The organism is Mesorhizobium sp. WSM4841 (genome assembly GCF_055811515.1).
Map to the genome: position 1 here is coordinate 283,400 of NZ_JBVVQC010000001.1, position 15,986 is coordinate 299,385.

The window sequence follows — 15,986 nt, forward strand, 5'->3', positions numbered from 1 at the left end:
TGTGGAGTGGCTATCGCACAGGCACAGAGCCCCTTCAAGCGCTCAACACGGACAGTTCAGGGGACAAAAGCATCGCTCTACAGCGCCGCGCGTCCTTTTGGACGCGCAAAACTAGCGCTTTCGGTTGCGCATCAGCGCTTCGAGATCGCTGTCGCCACCTTCAGGCAGCATCAACCGCACGTGCGCGTAGAGATCACCGTGACCGCCAACTTTTTCCGGCAGGCCCCTGCCCTTCAGCCGCAGGACCTTGTCCGAGCTCGACCAGGCGGGAACATTTACCGCAAGCCTGCCGGTCGGCGTTTCGACCGCCACCTTAGCACCCAGCACCGCATCCGCCAGTGCAACCAGCAGGTCGGCGTGGAGGTCGCGGCCTTCGACACGATAGCGCGGGTGCCGCCGGAAGCGGATCTTGACCAGCGCGTCGCCCGGCTGCCCCGGCCCTTGCTCGCCCTGGCCTTTCAGCCGGATCGTCTGGCCGTCCTCGACATAGGCTGGCAGTTTGACAGCGACCTTGCGCCCGTCGGGGAACATCGCCGTTACCTTTTCCGCAGTCGCCGCTTCCTCGATGGTGACGTCGAGCGTCACGTTCAGGTCGGCGCCGGACGGCGCCTGCCGGCCGGCGCCCGTCCCGGCACCGCGAGAGAAGGTCTCGCCGAAAATCTGGCTGAAGATGTCGCTGTTGCCGTCGAACGGATCGCCGCCCGGACGGCCTGAGCGAAACTCGAAGCGCGAGCCGCCCGGTCCTTGCTGCCGACGAAAGCCGGCGAACGGATCGGCGCCGCCGGCGGCACCCTCGAAGCCTTGAAAACGCGGCTTGCCCTCGGCGTCAATCTCGCCGCGATCGAAAGCCGCACGGTTCTTCTCGTCGCCGACGATCTCGTAAGCCTGGTTGGCTGCGGCAAACCGCTCCTTCGCCTTGGGATCCGGATTCTGGTCCGGATGATACTCCTTGGCGAGTTTGCGGTACGCCGATTTTATATCCTTGGCCGATGCGTTCTTGGCAACGCCCAGCACCTCATAGGGGTCGCGCATGCTTCCTGCCCTGGAGAAGAAGTGAGTCCACGATTGCCACCTATATGCGCTCGCATAGGAAGAAATTCCAGTGGCGCGCGGTCATATGATGGCGGAAAATCAGAGCGCTTTGAAGTCCTGCATCCGCCACGCGCCGGCGCCGGCCAGGCACACCTCGCCCTTGAACAGGGCGACGCCGTCGAAGCTTTCGCGCGACGCGGTGAAGCGGCGGCAAAGCTGACCGTTGTCCCTAGACTCCGCCAGTTCGATGATCGAGCCCCGCGAACCGGTATCGGAATTCGCCCAGGGAACGACCTGCCCGCCAAGCTCCTGAATATCGGCGGAAGACACCGCGTTGCGGATCGTCGCCTGGTCCGAGGCGCGATCCTGATCGATCGGTGAGGCAACAGCAGGCGTGCTGCTGGTCAGGATCGAACGGTCGACCTCCGCCTGCTCCAAACTGAAGCCGCCGGCACCGCAGGCGGCAAGCGGCAAGGCGACCAGCACGATCGCGGCGGCCTTGACCGCAGCCTGGGCGCTGGCCGAAGCAATAAGGCTCCATTGCCTGCTGTCAAAAGGTTGCGCGATGCGCGACAATCGGCAATCTCCCCGGCCGGCAATAGAATTTGGAAAAACTATGAGCGAAACTGAGTTAACAAGCGGTGACTTTACCGAGGCTGCCGAGCCATTCCGCCTCTTTGCCGCATGGCTCGACGACGCGACGAAGAGTGAGATCAACGATCCCAACAGCGTAGCGCTGGCGACCGTCGATGCCGAGGGCATGCCGAATGTGCGGATGGTGCTGCTCAAGGGGTTCGATGAAAGCGGATTTGTGTTCTATACGAATTTCGAGAGCGCCAAAGGCCGCGAGATTCTTGGCAGCATGAAGGCGGCGATGTGCTTTCACTGGAAATCGCTGCGCCGGCAGGTGCGCGCGCGCGGGCCGGTGGAGATCGTTACCGAGGCGGAAGCAGACGCCTATTACGCGACGCGTCCGCGCGGCAGCCGAATCGGCGCTTGGGCCTCGAAACAATCGCGGCCTCTGGAGAGCCGCTTCGCATTGGAAAAAGCCGTCGCCGAATACACGGCGCGCCACGCGGTCGGCGAGATCCCACGGCCGAAACACTGGTCGGGCTTTCGTATCGTGCCGCAGACGATCGAGTTCTGGCACGACCGGCCTTTCCGGCTGCACGACCGCGTCGTCTTTTCCCGCAACGCCAAGGGCGGCTGGGACAAGACAAGGCTTTACCCCTAATTACCAGCTCTCTTCCTGGTCATGAAGGCCATCAAGGCCGCGCGGGCCTCGTCGGATTTGAGCCGCTCGCGGAAATGCTCGCTTTCCTGGCCGATGCGGGCAACGAGCTCTTCACGCGAGCCGCGCATCAGGTCACGCGCGATCTTCAGCGCTTGGGGCGGCTTGGCCGCGATCTGCCCGGCGGCGGCAAGCACGGCGGATTCGAGCTCGTTCTCCTCGACCACCGCGTAGATCAGTCCGGCCGCTTTCGCCCGCTCGGCCGAAAAGCCTTCGCCGAGGCCAAGCAGCGCGAAGGCGCCTTGCCGGCCGAGAATCTGCGGCGCAAGCAGGCTCGACCCCGCCTCGGGGACCAGTCCGAGATCGACGAAAGGCGTGCAGAAGATCGTGCGCGGTGTGGCGAAGGTCAGGTCGCAGTGCAGGTTGAGCGTGGTGCCGATGCCGACCGCGATGCCGTCGACGCCGGAAACCATGGGCTTTTCCGCCCTGGCCAGCGCCATCAGGAAATCCCAAACCTCGGCGCCGCCCTCGCCGCCGGTGGCGACGACCATGAAATCGGCAAGATCGTTGCCGGACGAGAAAGCGCCGGAAACACCGAGGAAGACGTGAACACGGATCACCGGATCCGCGTCGCCCTCGGCAAGGGTTTTGGACATTTTCGCATACATGGCGCGCGTCAAGGCGTTCTTCTTGTCCGGACGGTTCATGCGGATGATCTGGATGGCGCCCTGGCGCTCGACGAGGATATGGTCTGTCACGGGTGGTGGTCCTTTGTGAGACGCCGGGCTTTTGTAAAACGTCGACCTTGTGGATGTCAGGCAGAAATCAGTGTCTTGCCGGCAGCGGCAAGGCTTTCGGCGCCGCCGATGACCCGCTCCTTCAGCGCGCCCGCCTCGCCGAGCAGGTTTTCGGCGAAGAAACGGCAAAGGGCGACGCGGCTTTGGTCGGCAAGCGCACCGCGTGCCAGATAGGCGCCGCCCGCCGCAAGCGAGATCAGCCGCAGATACGGCGTCGCACCGGCCAGCCCCTCGTCCGAACGCCCGTCGGCAAGCTGCCCTTGCAGGAAACGCGTCGCCTGGCCGAGGTCGTCGAGCGCCTGGTCGAGACTATCGGCGGTGCGGCCAAAACCCTGAAGATTTGAGGTCCGCACTTGATTGGCGACCGCTTTCAGTTCGGCGATGTAACCATGCACATGCTCGCCACCGCCAAGCGGCAGCTTGCGCACCACCAGGTCGATCGCCTGGATACCGTTGGTGCCTTCGTAGATCGGCGCGATGCGCGCGTCACGATAAAGTGCTGCCGCACCGGTCTCCTCGATGAAACCCATGCCACCATGCACCTGCAACCCGAGCGAGGCGACCTCAACGCCGACATCGGTGGAAAAGGCCTTGGCCAGCGGCGTCAACAGATTGGCACGTTCCTGCCAATGGGTGGCTTCATCGCCGACAGATACGCGCGCGTGGTCAATGGCATGCGCACAGGAATAGCTGATGGCGCGCGCAATCTGGGTCAGCGCCTTCATGGTCAGGAGATTGCGCTGCACGTCCGGGTGATGGACGATCGGCGCCATGCCATTGCCGTCATGGCTTGCAGCCTTGCCTTGCCGGCGGTCATTGGCGTAGGCGAGCGCCTTCTGCGTGGCCGTTTCGGCAACCGCCACGCCCTGCATGCCGACGGCGAGCCGCGCATTGTTCATCATGGTGAACATGCAGGCGAGGCCCTTGTTTTCCTCGCCGATCAGCCAGCCGATCGCGCCGGGGGTGGTCCCTTCGAAACCGTCGCCATAGATCATGGTGCAGGTCGGCGAGGCGTGGATGCCCAATTTGTGCTCCAGCCCTGAGCAGAAGACGTCGTTGCGTGCGCCCAGCGCGCCGTCGTCGCCGACAAGGAATTTCGGCACCAGGAACAGCGAAAGGCCACGCGTACCGGCCGGCGCGTCAGGCAGCCGCGCCAGCACCAGATGGATGATGTTGTCGGTGAAATCGTGCTCGCCATAGGTGATGAAAATCTTCTGGCCGAAGATGCGGTAGGTGCCGTCGCCGGCCGGCTCGGCGCGGGCGCGCAAAGCGTTCAGATCCGAGCCCGCCTGCGGCTCGGTCAAGTTCATCGTGCCCATCCACTCGCCGGAGACGAGCTTTTCCAAGTATTTGGCCTTCAGCGCCTGTGAGGCGTGCTTGTCGAGTGCTTCGACCGCGCCCATGGTGAGCGTCGGGCCGATGCCAAAGGCCATGGCGGCGGAGTTCCACATTTCGAGCGCGGCGACGCCCAGCATGGTCGGCAGCGCCTGGCCGCCGAATTCCTCCGGTGCGGACAGCGCGTTCCAACCGCCGTCGATCCAGCGGCGATAGAGCGCCTTCCAGCCGGGCGGCATGGTGACGGCAGCGCCGCTCAGCACCGCGCCTTGTTCATCGCCGATCTTGTAGAGCGGCGCGACCTCTTCTGTGGCGAAGCGGCCGGCTTCCGCCAGAATGGCGTCGACGAGGTCTTCGCCAAGCTCGCCAAAGGTGCCGGCGTCGAGCGCCGGCTTCAGGCCGGCCACATGCTTCAGCGTGAAGGCGATCTCCTCGACCGGTGCCCGATACATGCCGCTCGCTCCTCCTCTGTCCGGCAGGGAAACTTAATATCCGTGCGGACACAAAACCATTCGCTTTTGGGTCGCCTCTCCCGCCTTCTTTTTACGTAAACGTCAAATTTTGTCACGCGGATTTTGCAATTGGAGCTGTTCACGCTAAAATCGGCAAAAAGCCGGACAAGTCGACCGGCGACAGATTCAAGAATACTGGATCGGACCGCCCGTGCTCGCCAGACCTGACGCCTTTCGCTGCATCGAATGCGGCCTGCCCTATCGAGCGGCAGGTTTTTGGCACCATCGGGGCAAGATCGAGGACGGCGCCGCCTATTGGTCGGATCGCGGCATTCTGTGTTCGCCGCAATGCTCGCTGGCCCATCACCGCAAGCGCCAGGCTGAGGGAACGCTGCCGCAAGCGCCGGCGCCCGACCCGTTCCAGCCGCTCTCCCCCCGTTGATGGCCAGTAAAGCCACCACCGGCAGAATTGCGGCATTCGCCGCGGGCCGCCGAAAGTATTTCCTTAACCATGGCGGTTCAGGATCAGGTTTTGGCCAGCAAGGATCTGCTGTTTGAAGCCGCCGGCGCACCCTCTTCGCCGCCTAGGACTCCTCGTCGTCGCGACCGCGATGACAATGGTGTTGGGGCCGACACAAGCCTCGGATTTCTCCGCGCCGTGGAAGGATGCCGACCGGGCGCTGGTGATCGACGCCTACGAATACAATCCCATTGATTGGGCTGAACTTGCGACCGACAAGCGGATCGTCGGCTTCATCAACAAGGCGTCCGACGGGATGCCGCCAGTCTATTTCTGTTTCGGCGACGAGACCGAGACGCGGCTCTGCAAGACGCTGTGGAAGCGCCATGCGGTGGCACAGGAACTGTTCCAGACGCGCAAGGTAGTGGCCAAGGCGCTCGGCCTGAAATGGGGCGCCTATCATCTCGCCCGCCCCGGCAACCCTGTGGGACAGGCCAATAATTTCATCAATTTCGCGAAACCTGGTCCGGATGACCTGCTTGCCCTCGACATCGAGGATGACGACCCCACGAAATGGATGTCGCTCGAGGATGCAGAGGAGTTCGTGCGCCATGTGCATCGGCGACTGGGCCGCTTTCCGGTGCTCTACACCAACGGCAAGACCGCCAGGCACATCGCCGACAATAAGTACAAATACCGGCTCCTGTCGCGGCTGCCGCTCTGGTATGCGCGCTACAAGCCGGACATCGGCGTGCATTTTCCGATGGGCAACTGGCAAGGCTACGCACTCTGGCAGTTTTCGGCAAAAGCCAATTGCGGACGGTTCCGCTGTCCTTACCGGGTGGCCGGCACGCCCAACGATATCGACGTCAATGTCGCACCGATGGATGCCGCCACATTGCGCGCGCAATGGCCCTTCGGCGGCCTGATCGATGCGCAGCCGGATTACCTCGCCTCGATACCGGTGCCTCTCTCGCGCGAGGCCGGCCTTGCGGGCAATGCCATCACCTACGCCACCGTGGTGGCATCACCGACCTTCTCCGAAATGATCGCCATGTTCAGCGCCCGCTGGGCCAAGTTCCGCAGCAGCTTTCAAATGCCTGCTGTGAAGACGTTGCTGCGCCTTCCGCGCGGGATTGCCGAATATGTGGCCTGGACGCGGAAAGAAAAGCCCTCCGCATCAGCCGTTGAAGCCGCGCCCGCCGCCAGCGATCCGGTCAGCACCGCATCAACCGAGTTCGACCGTGGCCTGCGCTGAAAGCTGAAAGCCGTTCGGCGTCAGCGCGCCTGCTCGCGCGCGACGGCCTGCCAGCCGATGTCGCGGCGGCAGAAGCCTTGCGGCCAATCGATCCGGTCGAGCGCCGCATAGGCTCGTCTCTGCGCCTCGCCGACTGTGCCGCCGACGGCCGTGACGTCGAGCACACGGCCGCCATTGGCGACCAGCGCGCCGCTGTTGATGGCGGTGCCGGCATGAAAGATCTCGACAGCATCGCCCGCGGCCTCTTCGACGCCGCGGATCATCGAGCCCTTTTCCGGCGTGCCGGGGTAACCCCTTGCCGCCATCACCACGGTGAGCGCCGCCTCGTCGCGCCAGCGCACTGAGGTATGCGCAAGCTGGCCGTCGGCAGAAGCGTTGAGCAGGACCAGGAGGTCGTCCTTCAGCCGCATCATCAGCACCTGGCATTCCGGGTCGCCGAAACGGGTGTTGTATTCGATCAGCTTCGGCCCCTCGCCTGATATCATCAGCCCGGCAAACAGCACGCCGGAAAACGGCGCGCCAAGTTCGGCCATGCCGCGCATGGTCGGCTCGACGATCTCGCGCATGGTGCGCTCGATCATCTCCGGCGTCATCACCGGGGCCGGCGAATAGGCGCCCATGCCGCCGGTGTTCGGGCCGATGTCGCCGTCGCCGACGCGCTTGTGGTCCTGTGCGGTGCCGAACGGCAGCGCGGTGGCGCCGTCGCACAGGCAAAAGAAACTCGCCTCCTCGCCGGTGAGAAACTCCTCGACCACGACCTCGGCGCCGGCCTGTCCGAAGGATCCGTCGAAACAGGCATCGAGTGCTGCCAGCGCATCGGCCAAATTCATGGCGACGGTGACGCCCTTGCCGGCGGCGAGGCCGTTGGCCTTGATGACGATCGGCGCGCCCATCTTTTCGACATAGGCCCTGGCCGACGCAAGGTCGCCGAAACGGCCATAGGCGGCGGTCGGGATGTCGTATTTCGCGCAAAGATCCTTGGTGAAACCCTTCGAGCCTTCCAGCCGCGCCGCCGCCTTGGACGGGCCGAAGACGCGAATGTTTTCAGCGCGGAGGTCGTCTGCAATGCCGGCGACCAGCGGCCCTTCCGGCCCGACCACGACGAGGTCGATCTTTTTCTCCGCGCAGAACCGGGCCACCGCCGCATGATCGGCAATGTCCAACGTCACCAGTTCGGCTTCTTGGCCGATGCCTGGGTTGCCCGGCGCCGCGTAAAGCTTCGTCAGCAGCGGCGAGGCCGCGATCTTCCAGGCCAGCGCATGTTCGCGGCCGCCGGAGCCGATCAACAAAACACGCATGCCCAGATTCCTTGCCATTCCACGATCAGGACTGCGCTATTGCGCCCCGGACGATGGGTCAAGACATTTGGATGATTTGGGACCAATTGCGCACGGGAACGTCGGACATCAACGGGGAAAGGCTGTTTCGCCGCCTACGATATTTTACGGCATGACCATTTGGCTTGATGCTTGACGGCGTTCGCCTCTGCTGCCACTTCAGCACGATGGAACCCATCCAATCGAAAGCTGCCCAGGGCCGCGTCGCCGATGCGCCGAGCGGCCACTGGGTCTACCGCATTCTGCCGCGCTGGCTGTGGCCCTATGCGCAGCTTGCCCGGTGGGACCGGCCGATCGGTTGGCAGTTGCTATTGTGGCCGTGCTGGTGGTCGGCAGCCCTTGCCGCGAGTGCCTATCCACGCCCTACTGATCCACTGCTCTCGCTGCTGCCGGCGCCATGGTATCTCGTGCTGTTCCTGATCGGCGCCATCGCCATGCGCGGCGCCGGCTGCACCTACAACGATCTGGTCGACCAGGACATCGACAACCAGGTGGAACGCACGCGCTCGCGGCCGCTGCCGGCGGGAAAGGTCACGCGCCGGCAGGCCTGGGCGTTTCTCGTTATCCAGGCATTGATTGGACTCGCTGTGCTTCTGCAGTTCAACAGCTTTGCCATCCTACTCGGCATCTGCTCGCTCGCCGTCGTCGCCATCTACCCATTCATGAAGCGATTCACCAACTGGCCGCAACTGGTTCTCGGCCTTGCCTTTTCCTGGGGTGCGCTGATGGGATGGGCGGTCGAATTCGGCGATCTCGATGGCCCGCCCGTCATGCTCTATATCGGCTCGATCCTGTGGGTGATCGGTTACGACACGATCTATGCGCATCAGGACAAGGAGGACGACGCCATCGTCGGCGTGCGTTCGACCGCACGCCTGTTCGGCGACAACACCAAGACCTGGCTCGTTGGGCTTTATGGCGGGGCGCTGGTCAGCTTCGCCATCGCCTTTGCGTCGGCGCAGGCGCCGGTGCCGGCGCTAGCCGGGCTGATCGCCGCCGGCGCCCATATGGCGCAGCAGATAGCAAGGCTGGACATCGACGATCCGGACCAGTGCATGCTTTTGTTCAGGTCGAACAACCAGGTCGGCTGGCTGATCTTTCTCGGCCTGATCGGTGGCGCGCTGTGGGTGGCGCTAAAGCCGCTGGTGTAGTTATTCCCGCGAGACAATTTCCTGGCCGCCAATCACCAGCCTGAGGCCGAGATCGCCGGCCCTGCGACGGGCGAGGAAGCGCGGACGACGCGTGGTCGAAACCCGACCCTTGCGGCGGTTCTGCGCCGGCAATGTCTTGATGGCGGCGCCAAGCGATTCCTCCAGCGTGCGGGCGATGCCGTCCGATTCGATCAGAAGCATCGGCAGGCGGTAGGCAGCGGCCCAGGCGCGCCAGTCGGCGGCGACATCCTCGAGATCGTCGGCCACCAGCAGCGGCACCGACAGCATCGGATCATTGTGCAGAAGCTCCAGCGTCACCGTGACATTGCCATCCGGATCCTCCATCGCGCGGGCGGCCACGCCACGAAACGCGTTGGCAGGCAGAGCGATGAACGCCGGCACGCCGCTCATCTCCAGCATGCGGCGAATGACGGCGCCACGGTGGTCGATGGTGAAGGTAACGTCGCCATAATCGTCGCGCGTGCCGTAGCTCACCACCTGCGGCAGGCGGAATGGGTCGAGGCGCATGTTGCGCCCGGCCCAGACTGGCTTCAGTCCAGTGTTCATATTGTGCCTTTCCTGTCTCTCCTGAGAGCCGGTCTTCCGGTTCTCCGGGCCGGTTTTTCCAGCCTCGTTATGGGGAAACGTTAGCGCGGGCTTCTTATCGCAGCGCTTAAGAAAGTCGGTTAAATTTTGCTGATCTCAAGGGGATGGTTATCGGAATGCGACCATTCACAAGACATCGAAAGGATCAGATAACCTTACCGGGATTCATGATGCCGGCCGGGTCGAAGGCCGTCTTCACCCTACGCATCAATTCGATCGCCATCGGCGGCGCCGTCGCGATCAATTCATCGCGCTTCAGCTGGCCAATGCCGTGCTCGGCCGAAATCGAGCCGTGGAAGCTGCGCACGACATCATGCACGGCCTTGTTCATGGCGTGATAGAGCTCGAGAAACGCTTCGTCATCGCCGCCGATCGGCCGGGAGATATTGTAGTGGAGATTGCCGTCGCCCATGTGGCCGAAACAGACCTCGCGCGCGCCCGGGCTGACCGATTGCACGGCGCCGGCCGCTTTTTCGATGAATTGCGGGATGGCCGCCACCGGCACCGAGATGTCGTGCTTGATCGAGGCGCCTTCGGGCTTCTGCGCCTCGGGCAGCACCTCGCGGAAATTCCAGAAGGCATCGCCCTGCGTGATGCTCGCCGCAATCACCGCATCACCGGCGATCTCCTGTTCGAGGCCGGCTGAGAGCACCTCTTCGATCAGGGCCCTCGCATCCTCCGCCGAGCGGCCCGAAGAGATCTGCATCAGCACATACCACGGCCAGTCCCCGGACAGCGGCCGCACGACGCCTGGCGCGTGCAGAAGCGTAAAGTCGTAGGGCCTCTGGCCGATCAGTTCGAACGCGGTGAGCGCGGCACCGGCGCGATCCATCGCCAGGCTGAACAGAGACAGTGCCGCCTCAGGTGACGACAGGCCGGCAAAGGCCACCTCGCGCCCCTTGGGCTTGGGGAAAAGCTTGAGCACGGCGGCGGTGATGATGCCGAGCGTGCCCTCCGCGCCGACAAACAGGTTCTTCAGATCGTAGCCGGTGTTGTCCTTCTTCAGCTTGCGCAGATCATCGAAGACCTCGCCAGTCGGCAGCACCACTTCGACGCCGAGACAGAGCTCACGCGCATTGCCATAGGCAAGCACACCGGTACCGCCGGCGTTGGAAGAGAGATTGCCGCCGATCTGGCAGGAGCCTTGCGCAGCAAGCGACAGCGGAAACAGCCGGTCGGCGGCATCGGCCGCTTCCTGCAGCGTCTGCAGGATGACGCCGGCCTCGACGGTGACCGTGTTGGACAGGATGTCGATCTCGCGGATGCGGTTCAGCCGCGACAGCGACAGCACGATCTCGCGGCCGGACATATCCGGCACCTGCGCGCCGACCAGCCCGGTGTTGCCGCTTTGCGGCACCACCGGCGTTCCCGTCTCGGTCGCCAGCCGCATAATGCGGCTGACCTCGTCGACGCTGCCGGGCCTCAGCACCAGCGCCGTTCGGCCATGCCACAGGCCGCGCCTTTCGGTGAGGTAGGGCGCGATGTCCTGCCGGTCGCGAAGCGCATATTTGTCGCCGACGATGGCCGCAAAGCGGTCGATGATGGCGGGGTCGATATCCCGGGATATGTCGTTCATAGCTGGAAACTATGGCCCTGCGTCGATCTTGTCACGAGGGGCGGCGGCGCGCGAAAGCCGGTCGTTGATCGCCTCGCCCAGCCCGTCGAGGGGGATCGGCTCGACGGCGATTGTCTTGGCGCCGCTGCGATCGAGATCCTGCATATGGGCAAAGAGGTTGGCCGCGGCCTCGCGCAGATCGCCGGTCTCCGACAGGTTGCGCAAGGCGGCAGCGCCTTGCCAGCCTTCGGCACGGCGGGGCCCGAACGCCAGCAAGGCTTCGCCCATTGCGACTTTTGCGGCGTTGACCCGCACCGCAGCACCAGGCGCGTAATGCGAGGCGAGCATGCCCGGCGCCTCGATGCCCGCCGCACCGCGCGACAGCTTCACGCCGGCGGCCGCTTCGATCTCCCCGGCGGCAATGCCTCCCGGTCGCAGCAGCCGCAGCTTTCCCCCCTCGATCTTCACGATTGTCGATTCGAGCCCGACCGACGTCGCGCCGCCATCGACCACCAGCTTGATTTTTGCACCAAGATCCGCCGCCACGGCCTCGGCCGTCGTTGCACTGATCTTGCCTGAGGAATTGGCGCTGGGCGCGGCAAGCGGGCGTCCGAGCCTGGCGATCAGTTCGCCGCCAAAGCCCTTCGGCATGCGCAGCGCAATCGTATCGAGCCCGGCGGTGACCAGCGGATGAATGCCGTTGCCGGGCCGCTGCGGCAGCACCAGCGTCAGCGGTCCCGGCCAGAATGACTGCGCCAGTCTTTTCGACAGCGGATCGAACAGCGCGAGGCGCTCGGCCATCGCCAGATCGGCGACATGGGCGATCAGCGGGTTGAAGCGCGGCCGGCCCTTGACCTCGAAGATGCGCGCCACGCCAACGCCATTGGTGGCGTCGGCGGCCAGCCCGTAGACGGTTTCCGTCGGAATGGCGACGACATCGCCGACTTCGAGCAGCGCCAGCGCCCGCTCCATCGCCTCGCCGGCGGCAAGTATCTCAGCCACTCTCATCACCTTACAGATGCGGGACCTCACAGGTGTGGGTGCGTAATACGGTGACGTTTACGGGGCAAGTCCGGACGTTAGCGAATTATCAAATCGCTAAAATGCTAGCTTTCCTCGCAAGCCCGCATCAATTCCCGGACGATATGGTGCCGACTTGTTGGGCAAGGGGAACTATCATGGTCTGGGTGCGTATCCTGGCAGCGCTCGGTCTCACTCTGGCGGCGGGCGGAGCACAGGCTTCGTCATTCGTTGTTCTCGGTGCACCATCCTCGACGCCATCCGTCGTCAGGCTCGGCGCGCCTGAAGCGGTGAAGATGGCTGGGAGCTCCTCGACGCCATCGATCGTGGCGCTCGGCGAACCAGTGCCCGACGTCACCTATGAAAAAGTTGCTGCGATCCCGAGCCAGCCCAAGCATGACTTCATGCAAAGCCCGATGATCATTCGCGGCGGCATCGTCGGCGACGCCTTCGCAAAGCCGGCCCCCAGCGTCGCACCTGCCGCGACAACCGCTGTCGCAGCACCTGGGGCGGCCACCAGATCCGACGAAAAGATAAGTGCAACGAACAGCCCGCCTGAGCCCGCAACGCCGCAACCGACGCCCATTCCCGAGATCGACCAGGCCAGATAGCCGTTCGAGGCCAGGACGACGCTCGCGCGCCGCCTGGTTCATTGAGTAAAATTCCGTCGCCTGAAAAACCTCAGGCCGCGACTTCGTCGTCCGCGTCGGTGGCGTCCGACTCTTCCTCTTCGTCGGTGTCCTATTCGTCAGCGTCCGGCGCTTCGGCCTTCACGCCGTCTTCCTCGTCCTCGTCGTCATCCAAGAGGGTAGCGGCTTTGTCGTCTTCAGCGCCTTCCTCGGCCGTCGCGTCGCTTTCGTCGTCACCGTCCTCATCGTCTTCCGACAGATCGGCAGCTTCGATCGCGGCAGCTGCCTCGTCGAGGGTTGTTTCGGAAACGGGCTCAAGCGTCTCGGCGGCGGTTTCTTCTGTCACTTCGATGTCGCGAGCGGAATTCATGAAAGCCTCCGCGGGGTTGGCGAACATGTTCCTTGTGCCAGCAGAGATGATCGTCATATGACTGTAAGCCGGCTCGACCGGCTATTGGGAAAGAAATATTTTCCCAAGCCTCAGCCGGCGATTTTCGAGAAATCCGCAACCTTGTCGGTCGCTGCCCGGATGCGTGCCAGCAGTGCCAGACGATTGGCGCGCACGGCCAGGTCCTCATCATTCACGAGAACGCGTTCAAAGAATGAATCAACCGGTTCACGCAACGCGCTAAGCGCCAGCATGGCGGCGGAAAAGTCTTCATTGTGAATCGCTTGGCCGGCTTCTCTCTCGGCCTGATTCACCGCGGCAAACAGCGCTTTCTCGGCATCTTCCCGGAATAGAGCCGGCTCAACACGTTCGGCGATGGTCGTTTTCTTCTTCTCCTCGGCAGCCAGGATATTGGCCGCACGCTTGGTGCCGGCAAGCAGGTTCTTGCCGTCCTCGGTGTCGAGGAACGTGCCAAGTGCTTGGACGCGGCGGACGATTTGGAGCAGGTCGTCGGACCGCGAAGCCCCCTCATCCGGCCGCTCTGCGGCCACCTTCTCCCCGAGGGGAGAAGAGGTCGCCAACGCTGGTGCCAACCTCTTCTCCCCAGCGGGGAGAAGGTGGCCCGAAGGGCCGGATGAGGGGGCTTCGCCACTTGACAACACCGCGTCAATCAGATCGTGCCGCGCGCCCTGGTCGCGGAGATAGACCTTCAGGCGGTCGTGGAAGAAGGCGAGGAGATCGGCGCTAAAGGGCCGTCCGGACGCGAGATAGTTCGCCATCTTGTAAACGCGGTCGAAGAGAGATGTCAGCGCAAGCCGGACACGATTCTCGACCAAAATCCTGATCACTCCCAGCGCCGCCCTCCTCAGCGCATACGGGTCCTTTGACCCCGTCGGCTTTTCGTCAATCGCCCAGAAGCCGACCAGCGTGTCGAGCTTGTCGGCGAGCGCTACGGCCACCGATACCGGGTCGGTCGGAACACGGTCGGACGGGCCCTGCGGCTTATAATGTTCCTCAATCGCGGCGGCGACCGAGGGATGCTCTCCCTGCAGCAGCGCATATTTGCAGCCCATGGCGCCCTGCAATTCCGGGAACTCGCCGACTACCTCGGTGGTGAGGTCGGCCTTGGCCAGGACGGCAGCACGACGTGCGAGCGCGGTAATCTCCCCCCTCGAGGGGGAGATGTCGCCGAAGGCGACAGAGGGGGTCGGCACGTCCTGACGCGACGCCCTATCGCGGACAGAGAATGCCGGCGTTTCACGCGAGACAACCCCCTCTGGCCTGCCGGCCATCTCCCCCTCAAGGGGGGAGATCGACTTCGCCACGATCGGCGCCAACACCTCGGCAAGCCGCGCAATGCGCTCAACCCGCTCACCCTGCGTCCCGAGCTTGGCGTGGAAGGTGACGCCGAGATGGTCGAGACGGGCCATGCGCTGGTCGAGCGGCTTTTTGAGATCAAGCCCGAACTTTTCCGCCGATGCCTGCAACTGGTCGAGATCAGGCAGGTCGCCCTGGTCGGTCTTCCAGAAATAGAGCGCGTCGGACAGGCGGGCGCGCACCACCTTGCCGTTGCCGTGGGCGATCTCCTTGCCACCGTCGCTTGCTTCGATGTTGGCGGTCAGGATGAAGCGGTTGGAAAGCGCTTCACCGACACCCGGTGGCCGCGTAACGAAGCACTTCTGGTTGGCGCGGATGGTCAGCCGGATCACCTCGGCCGGAATGGCGAGAAAGTCCTGCTCGAACTCGCCCATCAGCACGACAGGCCATTCGACCAGGCCTGACACTTCCTCGAGCAGCCCCTCGTCCTCGACCAGATCGAGCCCGTTGGCGAAAGCGAGATTCCTGCCGTCGGAAAGGATGATCTCCTTGCGCCGGTCGGCGTCGAGCACGACCTTCGCCGCCTCCAGCTTGGCGGCATAGTCGTCGAAGCGGCGCACGGTGATCGCGCCCGGCGCATGAAAACGGTGGCCGTAGGTGACATTGCCCGAGCGGATGCCGTCGATCTCGAAGTCGACGACCACCGGCTCCTCGGTCTCCGGGCCGAAGGTGCAAAGGATGGATTGCAGCGGCCGTACCCAGCGCAACGATCCGGGTTTCGCCGAGGCCGGCCCCCAGCGCATCGATTTCGGCCATGGAAAGCCGCGGATGATGCCCGGCACCAGTTCGGCGATGATTTCTTCCGCCGCCCGGCCCGGCTTCGCAATATGGGCGACATAGAAGTCGCCCTTCTTCGGATCGGCATGGACATGCGCCTCGGCGATCGAGGAAAGGCCGGCCTTGCGCAGAAAACCTTGCACCGCCTGTTCGGGCGCCTTGGTCGAGGGTCCCTTGATCTCCTCGCTTATGTCCTTCGAGCGCGCGGTCACGCCGCGAATGTCGAGCGCCAACCGCCGCGGCGTCCAATATTCGCGCGCCGCCTCATAGGTCAGCCCGGCCTCGACCAAACCGTCCGTCATCATCTTCTTCAAGTCGCCCGCCGCCTTGCGCTGCATGCGCGCGGGAATCTCTTCCGAACGGAGTTCTAAAAGCAGGTCGGGCATTGATTGTGCTCACGCGGCAAAATGGTCCGGGCGGGGCATAGCAACTCGGCTGGCCGCTGTCACCCTTCCCCATGCAATCGGCGTGTCTACCGACGATTTCCAAAAAATTTCCGCTGCCTGTCGGGTCGAAGCGGGGCTATCCGTCCTTGGGTCAAAGATTTCCATGAACCGAACGCAGCGCTGAAGCGACCAACG

Annotated in this window: 15 protein-coding genes; 5 read left to right on the plus strand and 10 right to left on the minus strand. The window is 63.9% G+C overall.

From position 1 onward, the window contains the following. Positions 1-111: 111 nt before the first annotated feature. Both AC0L14_RS01355 and AC0L14_RS01360 read right to left on the minus strand, forming a co-directional pair. Positions 112-1,032 (minus strand): DnaJ C-terminal domain-containing protein, encoded by a 921-nt coding sequence (locus AC0L14_RS01355; protein WP_473528672.1) that lies wholly within the window; start codon positions 1,030-1,032, stop codon positions 112-114. 99 nt (positions 1,033-1,131) lie between these two features. After that, positions 1,132-1,608 carry an RT0821/Lpp0805 family surface protein gene (locus AC0L14_RS01360; RefSeq protein WP_473487647.1) on the minus strand — a complete coding sequence of 159 codons (477 nt, stop codon included), beginning with the start codon at positions 1,606-1,608 and terminating at the stop codon, positions 1,132-1,134. A 40-nt stretch (positions 1,609-1,648) separates the two neighbouring features. Between AC0L14_RS01360 and pdxH the strand changes: the two genes are divergently transcribed. Further along, the gene (pdxH, locus tag AC0L14_RS01365; protein WP_292186738.1) at positions 1,649-2,266 is read left to right on the plus strand and encodes a pyridoxamine 5'-phosphate oxidase; all 618 of its coding nucleotides are present in this window, start codon (positions 1,649-1,651) and stop codon (positions 2,264-2,266) included. Here pdxH and AC0L14_RS01370 read toward each other — a convergent pair. Beyond that, positions 2,263-3,021: a crotonase/enoyl-CoA hydratase family protein gene (locus AC0L14_RS01370; protein ID WP_473748452.1), complete on the minus strand. Its 759-nt coding sequence runs from the start codon at positions 3,019-3,021 to the stop codon at positions 2,263-2,265. The genes pdxH and AC0L14_RS01370 overlap by 4 nt on opposite strands. 56 nt (positions 3,022-3,077) lie before the next feature. Next, positions 3,078-4,847: an acyl-CoA dehydrogenase gene (locus AC0L14_RS01375; protein ID WP_473748453.1), complete on the minus strand. Its 1,770-nt coding sequence runs from the start codon at positions 4,845-4,847 to the stop codon at positions 3,078-3,080. A 211-nt stretch (positions 4,848-5,058) separates the two neighbouring features. Between AC0L14_RS01375 and AC0L14_RS01380 the strand changes: the two genes are divergently transcribed. Together AC0L14_RS01380 and AC0L14_RS01385 are read left to right on the plus strand one after the other, a co-directional pair. Continuing rightward, a complete protein-coding gene (locus AC0L14_RS01380) occupies positions 5,059-5,289 on the plus strand; it encodes a hypothetical protein (RefSeq protein ID WP_473487650.1) in 231 nt (76 codons plus the stop codon). A gap of 169 nt (positions 5,290-5,458) precedes the next feature. Then, entirely contained in the window at positions 5,459-6,565 is a 1,107-nt protein-coding gene (locus AC0L14_RS01385; RefSeq protein ID WP_473487651.1) for a glycoside hydrolase family 25 protein, read from the plus strand. Between the two features lie 20 nt (positions 6,566-6,585). On the opposite strand, the gene purD is transcribed toward AC0L14_RS01385, so the two are convergent. After that, positions 6,586-7,863, minus strand: coding sequence for a phosphoribosylamine--glycine ligase (gene purD, locus AC0L14_RS01390; RefSeq protein WP_473748454.1), 1,278 nt, complete (start codon positions 7,861-7,863; stop codon positions 6,586-6,588). 206 nt (positions 7,864-8,069) lie between these two features. Here purD and ubiA point away from each other — a divergent pair, with 206 nt between their 5' ends. Then, positions 8,070-9,053: a 4-hydroxybenzoate octaprenyltransferase gene (gene ubiA, locus AC0L14_RS01395; protein ID WP_473748455.1), complete on the plus strand. Its 984-nt coding sequence runs from the start codon at positions 8,070-8,072 to the stop codon at positions 9,051-9,053. Here ubiA and AC0L14_RS01400 read toward each other — a convergent pair whose 3' ends face one another. The 3 genes from AC0L14_RS01400 to AC0L14_RS01410 form a co-directional block, all read right to left on the minus strand. Continuing rightward, positions 9,054-9,620, minus strand: coding sequence for a DUF6101 family protein (locus AC0L14_RS01400; protein WP_473487655.1), 567 nt, complete (start codon positions 9,618-9,620; stop codon positions 9,054-9,056). Positions 9,621-9,804: 184 nt separating this feature from the next. Beyond that, positions 9,805-11,235: an FAD-binding oxidoreductase gene (locus AC0L14_RS01405; RefSeq protein WP_473528675.1), complete on the minus strand. Its 1,431-nt coding sequence runs from the start codon at positions 11,233-11,235 to the stop codon at positions 9,805-9,807. 9 nt (positions 11,236-11,244) lie between these two features. Continuing rightward, positions 11,245-12,216 (minus strand): L-threonylcarbamoyladenylate synthase, encoded by a 972-nt coding sequence (locus AC0L14_RS01410; RefSeq protein ID WP_473528676.1) that lies wholly within the window; start codon positions 12,214-12,216, stop codon positions 11,245-11,247. Between the two features lie 176 nt (positions 12,217-12,392). Here AC0L14_RS01410 and AC0L14_RS01415 point away from each other — a divergent pair, with 176 nt between their 5' ends. Further along, positions 12,393-12,845, plus strand: coding sequence for a hypothetical protein (locus tag AC0L14_RS01415; protein ID WP_473528677.1), 453 nt, complete (start codon positions 12,393-12,395; stop codon positions 12,843-12,845). Positions 12,846-12,975: 130 nt separating this feature from the next. Here AC0L14_RS01415 and AC0L14_RS01420 read toward each other — a convergent pair whose 3' ends face one another. Together AC0L14_RS01420 and glyS are read right to left on the minus strand one after the other, a co-directional pair. Then, positions 12,976-13,233 (minus strand): ATPase, encoded by a 258-nt coding sequence (locus tag AC0L14_RS01420; protein ID WP_473487659.1) that lies wholly within the window; start codon positions 13,231-13,233, stop codon positions 12,976-12,978. Between the two features lie 110 nt (positions 13,234-13,343). Continuing rightward, the gene (gene glyS, locus AC0L14_RS01425) at positions 13,344-15,791 is read right to left on the minus strand and encodes a glycine--tRNA ligase subunit beta (RefSeq protein WP_473748456.1); all 2,448 of its coding nucleotides are present in this window, start codon (positions 15,789-15,791) and stop codon (positions 13,344-13,346) included. Between the last annotated feature and the right edge of the window lie 195 nt (positions 15,792-15,986).

What these genes read in the sequence shown, in the direction of transcription:
- AC0L14_RS01385 (WP_473487651.1), top strand. Translation starts at nt 5,459, where the DNA reads ATGACAATGGTGTTGGGGCCGACACAAGCCTCGGATTTCTCCGCGCCG.
- pdxH (WP_292186738.1), top strand. Translation starts at nt 1,649, where the DNA reads ATGAGCGAAACTGAGTTAACAAGCGGTGACTTTACCGAGGCTGCCGAG.
- AC0L14_RS01355 (WP_473528672.1), bottom strand. Translation starts at nt 1,032, where the DNA reads ATGCGCGACCCCTATGAGGTGCTGGGCGTTGCCAAGAACGCATCGGCC.
- glyS (WP_473748456.1), bottom strand. Translation starts at nt 15,791, where the DNA reads ATGCCCGACCTGCTTTTAGAACTCCGTTCGGAAGAGATTCCCGCGCGC.
- AC0L14_RS01420 (WP_473487659.1), bottom strand. Translation starts at nt 13,233, where the DNA reads ATGAATTCCGCTCGCGACATCGAAGTGACAGAAGAAACCGCCGCCGAG.
- AC0L14_RS01400 (WP_473487655.1), bottom strand. Translation starts at nt 9,620, where the DNA reads ATGAACACTGGACTGAAGCCAGTCTGGGCCGGGCGCAACATGCGCCTC.
- ubiA (WP_473748455.1), top strand. Translation starts at nt 8,070, where the DNA reads ATGGAACCCATCCAATCGAAAGCTGCCCAGGGCCGCGTCGCCGATGCG.
- AC0L14_RS01405 (WP_473528675.1), bottom strand. Translation starts at nt 11,235, where the DNA reads ATGAACGACATATCCCGGGATATCGACCCCGCCATCATCGACCGCTTT.
- purD (WP_473748454.1), bottom strand. Translation starts at nt 7,863, where the DNA reads ATGCGTGTTTTGTTGATCGGCTCCGGCGGCCGCGAACATGCGCTGGCC.
- AC0L14_RS01415 (WP_473528677.1), top strand. Translation starts at nt 12,393, where the DNA reads ATGGTCTGGGTGCGTATCCTGGCAGCGCTCGGTCTCACTCTGGCGGCG.
- AC0L14_RS01375 (WP_473748453.1), bottom strand. Translation starts at nt 4,847, where the DNA reads ATGTATCGGGCACCGGTCGAGGAGATCGCCTTCACGCTGAAGCATGTG.